Origin of the sequence: Kitasatospora sp. NPDC056327 (assembly GCF_042261735.1) — a bacterium.
GTDB lineage: Bacteria > Actinomycetota > Actinomycetes > Streptomycetales > Streptomycetaceae > Kitasatospora.
Genome location: NZ_JBHJRC010000410.1, coordinates 1 through 5,799, shown reverse-complemented (window position 1 = coordinate 5,799; position 5,799 = coordinate 1). Strand labels below are relative to the sequence as shown.

At 74.6% G+C, this 5,799-nt stretch carries 3 protein-coding genes; 1 reads left to right on the top strand and 2 read right to left on the bottom strand.

Annotation, left to right across the window (positions count from 1 at the left end; genetic code table 11):
• Positions 1 to 367: 367 nt before the first annotated feature.
• Positions 368 to 1,903 (bottom strand): NAD(P)H-hydrate dehydratase, encoded by a 1,536-nt coding sequence (locus tag ACFCX4_RS34160; RefSeq protein WP_376151007.1) that lies wholly within the window; start codon positions 1,901 to 1,903, stop codon positions 368 to 370.
• Between the two features lie 842 nt (positions 1,904 to 2,745).
• Positions 2,746 to 4,602 (bottom strand): glutamine--fructose-6-phosphate transaminase (isomerizing), encoded by a 1,857-nt coding sequence (gene glmS, locus ACFCX4_RS34155; RefSeq protein WP_376151005.1) that lies wholly within the window; start codon positions 4,600 to 4,602, stop codon positions 2,746 to 2,748.
• A 99-nt stretch (positions 4,603 to 4,701) separates the two neighbouring features.
• Between glmS and coaA the strand changes: the two genes are divergently transcribed.
• Complete coding sequence (gene coaA, locus ACFCX4_RS34150) at positions 4,702 to 5,697, top strand: type I pantothenate kinase (protein WP_376151003.1); 996 nt, start codon at positions 4,702 to 4,704, stop codon at positions 5,695 to 5,697.
• Positions 5,698 to 5,799 lie beyond the last annotated feature (102 nt).

The window sequence follows — 5,799 nt, the reverse complement described above, 5'->3', positions numbered from 1 at the left end:
GGCCTGGCCGACTTCCTGCGCACGAAAGCCCCATCCGCCGCACCCGCACCCCAGATTCCCCGGGGAAAATATGCAGACCGGTCTACAGATTGCGTGCCCCCGCCGACTCTCCCGAGCGCACAGGAAGTCGGCTCCGCCGACTTCCTGCTCCGGGTGCGCCGCCGAAGCCATCCCCGAGCGCCGCCGGCGCAGCACCGGCGGTACGAGCAGCACCGGCAGCAGGGCCGCCACGGAGCAGCGGGAGCAGAAATAGGCAGACCGGTCTACAGATTCGGGGCGCGGGGACACACTGCCTGTGCAGGAAGTCGGCCTGGCCGACTTCCTGCACAGAGGACTATGTAGACCGATCGGTATATTCCACTGCCGCCTACGACGCCTGGCCCGGCGAGGCCGAGCGGACGTCGTTCCAGGCGGCGGGGAGGGCCGCTGCCACTTCCAGGGCGGTGACGGGGGCTCCGGGGGTGGCGGCGGTGCGGCGGGCGGCGAGGCCGTGGAGGTAGGCGGCCACCGAGGCGGCGTCCAGCGGGGAGAGGCCCGCGGCGAGCAGCGAGCCGGCCAGGCCGGCCAGTACGTCGCCGCTGCCGGCCGTGGCCAGCCACGAGGTGCCGGTCGGGTTCACCCGCACCGCGCCGCCCGGGTCGGCGACCACCGTGGTCGAGCCCTTCAGCAGCACCGTCGCCCGGTACGCCGCCGCGAGCCGCCGGGCGGTGGCCAGCCGGGTGGCCGCCAGCTCGTCCGCGGCCGGCGGCCGGGCCCCCGACGAACCGGCCCCGTCCGCGTCCCCGTCACCGCCCCTGTCCCCCGCGCCGGCGAGCAGCCGCGCCGCCTCCCCCGTGTGCGGGGTGAGCAGCGTCGGCGCCGTCCGCCCCGCGAGCGCGCCCGGCCCGAGCCGGGCCAGCTCGGTCAGCCCGTCCGCGTCGACCAGCACCGGCACGTCCGCGGCCAGCGCCTCCGTGAGCGCCCGCCCGGCGCCCTCGCCGCCGCCGGGTCCGACCACCCACGCCTGCACCCGCCCCGCCCCGGCCGGCCCGCCCTCGGTGACCAGTGCCTCCGGGAACCGCCGCACCACCTCCTCCGCCGCCGTCCCCACGTAGCGCACGGCGCCCGCACCGCCGCGCAGCGCCCCGGCGACCGCCAGCAGTGCCGCCCCCGGGTAGCGCGCCGACCCGGCCGCCACCCCGACCACCCCGCGCCGGTACTTGTCGCTCTCCGCCCCCGGCAACGGCAGCAGCGCGGCCACGTCCGCGTGCTGCGGCGCCGCCACCTCGGCCGGCGGCAGCTCCAGGCCGATCCCCACCAGCTGCACCGCCCCGGCGTACGAGGCACCGGGGTCGATCAGCAACCCGGGCTTGTACGTGCCGAAGCACACCGTCACGTCCGCCCGCAGTGCCACGCCCGCGACCTCGCCGGTGTCGGCGTCCACCCCGCTGGGCACGTCGACGGCCACCACCACCCCGCGGCGTGCGGCACGCGCGTACGGCTGGGCCTGCGCCCGGAGTCCGCCCCGTCCCCCGATGCCGACGATGCCGTCCAGCACCAGGTCCGCGCGCGAGAAGTCGGCCAGGCCGACTTCCTGGTCCAGCACCACCCGTCCGTGCGCCGCCCGCAGTGCGGCGAGCCCCCCGGGGTGCGCACGGGAGGGGGCGAGCAGCACCGCGGTCACCCGGGCCCCGCGCCGGGCCAGCGCCGCACCGGCGTACAGGGCGTCACCCCCGTTGTCCCCGCTGCCCGCCAGCACCACCACCCGGCTGCCATACACCCGGCCGCGCCGACGGGTGAGCAGCCGGGCGCAGGTCACGGCGAGCCCGGTGGCGGCGCGCTGCATCAGCGTGCCCTCCGGGAGCCGTGCCATCAGCGCGGCCTCGGCGGCCCGGACGACTTCGACGCGATGGGCGTGACGCATGCGGAGACTCCTTCAGCAGTCGGCTACCGCCGACGCTAGCCCGCGCCGCCGCTCCGCGGGCACCGGGCCTGCGGCGCGCGGCCGGGTGACAGTGCCCATCCGCCTGCCCGCCCGGTGCAGGGCGCGACGCAGGGCCACGGAGAGGAGCACGAGCCGTGAAACCGGCTCCGCCGGGAGCGGGCTCCTTCCGGCGCAGGCAACGCTCCGGGATCCCAAGCCACCGCCCCGCCCGCACCGGGCCTGCGGCGCGCGGCCGACCGACAGTGGAAACCCGCCCGGTGCACGGCGCGACACGGGCCACGGAGAGGAGGACGAACCGTGGACCGGCGCTCGACCGGGAGCGGGCTCCTTCCGGCACAAGGAACCCTCACGGATCCCGCGCCGCCGCTCCGCGGGCGCCGGGAGTGCGGAGCGCGGCCGGCCGAGAGTTACGACCCGCCTGCCCGCCCGCTCTGCGGACGGCTCGGCACGGATCAGCGGAGGCGCCGCCGAGGGCGGGCTCCTCCACTCGCGTCCGGCCCAGGGAGAACCTCCCGGAGCCCCCTCGACGGACGAACCCGGGGCATGGTGTCCGGAGGGCACTGCCTGCCCGGTCCGCCGGGCCCGCGCCGAGGCGCACGGTCACACCGTGCACCACCCCGGCCGACGAACCCCCGGGGCCCCGTGCCCGTACGGCACGGCCTGCCCGGTCCGCCGGGTCCACAGCCAGCAGGGCGATCACGCCGTGCACCACCCCCGTTCACGCCCGCCGGGAAGCGGCGCCCCGCGGCGCCCCCGCGGCGGGGCGCGGCCACCGCGGGGACGCCGTACACGGGCGGTCGGGCGGGCGAACGAGCGGCCGGCTACTCGACCGTGACCGACTTCGCCAGGTTGCGCGGCTGGTCGACCTCGTGCCCCTTGGCCGTGGCCAGCTCGCAGGCGAAGACCTGCAGCGGCACGGTGGACACCAGCGGCTGCAGCAGCGTCGGCGTGACCGGGATGCGGATCAGGTGGTCGGCGTACGGGACGACCGCCTCGTCGCCCTCCTCCGCGATCACGATGGTCCGCGCACCGCGGGCCCGGATCTCCTGGATGTTGGAGACGATCTTGTCGTGCAGGATCGACCGCCCGCGCGGCGACGGCACGACGACGACCACCGGCAGCCCCTCCTCGATCAGCGCGATCGGCCCGTGCTTCAGCTCGCCCGCGGCGAAGCCCTCGGCGTGCATGTAGGCGAGCTCCTTGAGCTTGAGCGCGCCCTCCAGGGCCACCGGGAAGCCGACGTGCCGCCCGAGGAACAGCACCGAGCGCGCGTCCGCCAGGGAGCGGGCCAGCTCGCGCACCGGCTCCATGGTCTGCAGCACCTGCTCGACCTGCCGGGGCGCGTCGCCGAGCTCCTTGATGACGGCGAGGATCTCGTCGCCCCACTTGGTGCCGCGCACCTGGCCCAGGTACAGCGCCACCAGGTAGCAGGCGACCAGCTGGGTGAGGAACGCCTTGGTGGAGGCGACGGCCACCTCCGGCCCGGCGTGGGTGTACAGCACCGCGTCCGACTCGCGCGGGATCGTCGAGCCGTTGGTGTTGCAGATCGCCAGCACCTTGGCGCCCTGCTCGCGCGCGTGCCGCAGCGCCATCAGGGTGTCCATGGTCTCGCCGGACTGCGAGATGGCGATCACCAGCGTGCCCGGCCCCATGATCGGGTCCCGGTAGCGGAACTCGGAGGCGACCTCCACCTCGCACGGGATCCGGGTCCAGTGCTCGATCGCGTACTTGGCGATCATGCCCGCGTGGAACGCGGTGCCGCAGGCGACGATGACGACCTTGTCGACCGAGCGCAGGTCGGTGTCGGACATCCGCAGCTCGTCGAGGGTGAGACGGCCGTCGGTGCCGATCCGGCCGAGCAGGGTGTCGGCGACGGCCTTCGGCTGCTCGGCGATCTCCTTGAGCATGAAGTAGTCGTAGCCGCCCTTCTCGGCGGCCGAGGCGTCCCAGTCGACGTGGTACTCGCGCACGTCGGCGGGGGTGCCGTCGAAGTTGGTGACGGTCACCGCGTCCCGGCGCAGCTCGACGACCTGGTCCTGGCCCAGCTCGATCGCCTCACGGGTGTGCGCGATGAACGCGGCCACGTCGGAGGCGAGGAAGTTCTCGCCCTCGCCGCGCCCGACCACCAGCGGCGAGTTGCGGCGGGCGCCGACCACCACGTCCGGAGCGTCGGCGTGCGACGCGACCAGGGTGAACGCGCCGTCCAGCCGGCGGCAGACCACTCGCATGGCCTCGGCCAGGTCGCCGTCGTACACCTCGCCGAGCAGGTGCGCGACGACCTCGGTGTCGGTCTCCGAGCGCAGCGTGTGACCGCGCTCGGCCAGCTCGGCACGGAGCTGGGCGAAGTTCTCGATGATGCCGTTGTGGACGACCGCGACCCGCGCGGCGTCGTCCAGATGAGGGTGGGCGTTGGCGTCGGTCGGTCCGCCGTGGGTGGCCCAGCGGGTGTGGCCGATGCCGGTGGTGCCGCCGGGAAGAGGGGTCTCGGCGAGCGACTTCTCCAGGTTCGCGAGCTTGCCCGCCCGCTTGTCGGTGGCGAGGCTCCACTGCCCGTCGGAGCCCTGCACCTGCACCGCGACACCGGCGGAGTCGTAACCCCGGTACTCCAGTCGCTGCAGGCCTGCGATTACTACGTCAAGGGCGGGCTGAGAGCCCACGTATCCAACAATTCCGCACATGCGTGCCAGCATAAGGGCGCTCCGAACGCCCCATTCGCACGGTTCGCGCACAGGCCGTGACCGACACCACAACCACCCCGAACGGCGCTACGGCCCACAATGGAGCATGTGCTGACCGAACTGTGTACGCGGGGCGACACCCCGCCCGGCCCGTCCCCGTCCCCCTACGTGGACCTCAGCCGGGCCGAGTGGAGCGCGCTGCGCGAGCGTACGCCGCTGCCGTTGACCGCGGAGGAGGTGGAACGGCTGCGCGGCCTCGGTACCGCCCTCGACCTCGACGAGGTCCGCGACGTCTACCTGCCGCTGTCCCGGCTGCTGAACCTCTACATCCACGCCACGCACGAACTGCGCGGCGCCCTGGGCACCTTCCTGGACACCCCGGACACCGAGCGCACCCGGACCCCGTTCATCATCGGCGTGGCCGGCTCGGTCGCGGTCGGCAAGTCCACCACCGCCCGCCTGCTGCGGGCGCTGCTGGCCCGCTGGCCGGAGCACCCCCGGGTCGAACTGGTCACCACCGACGGCTTCCTGCTGCCCAACGCCGAGCTGCGCCGGCGCGGCCTGATGGCCCGCAAGGGGTTCCCGGAGTCCTACGACCGCCGGGCGCTGATGCGCTTCGTCGCGGACGTGAAGGCCGGCAAGGAGCGGGTCACCGCACCGGTCTACTCGCACCTGGTCTACGACATCGTGCAGGGCGAGCGGCTCACCGTGGAGCGCCCGGACATCCTGATCGTCGAGGGCCTGAACGTGCTCCAGCCGGCCCTGCCCGGCACGGACGGCCGCACCCGTCTGGCGGTGGCCGACTACTTCGACTTCTCCATCTACGTCGACGCCCGCACGGACGACATCGAGAGCTGGTACCTGGACCGGTTCCGCAAGCTGCGGCAGACCGCCTTCCAGGACCCGAACTCCTACTTCCGCCGCTTCACCGAGGTGCCGGAGGAGGAGGCGATGGAGTACGGCCGCCAGGTCTGGCGCACCATCAACCGGCCCAACCTGCTGGAGAACGTGCTGCCCACCCGGGGCCGGGCCACCCTGGTCCTGCAGAAGGGCCCGGACCACAAGGTCCGCCGGGCGCTGCTGCGCAAGCTCTGACCGGGCCCGTCCGCGCGGGCACCCCGGCCGACGGACGACAGGTCACCGGCCGACAGGCACCGGCCGAACGGCAGGGCCCCCGCCGCACGCGGAAGCGCGCGG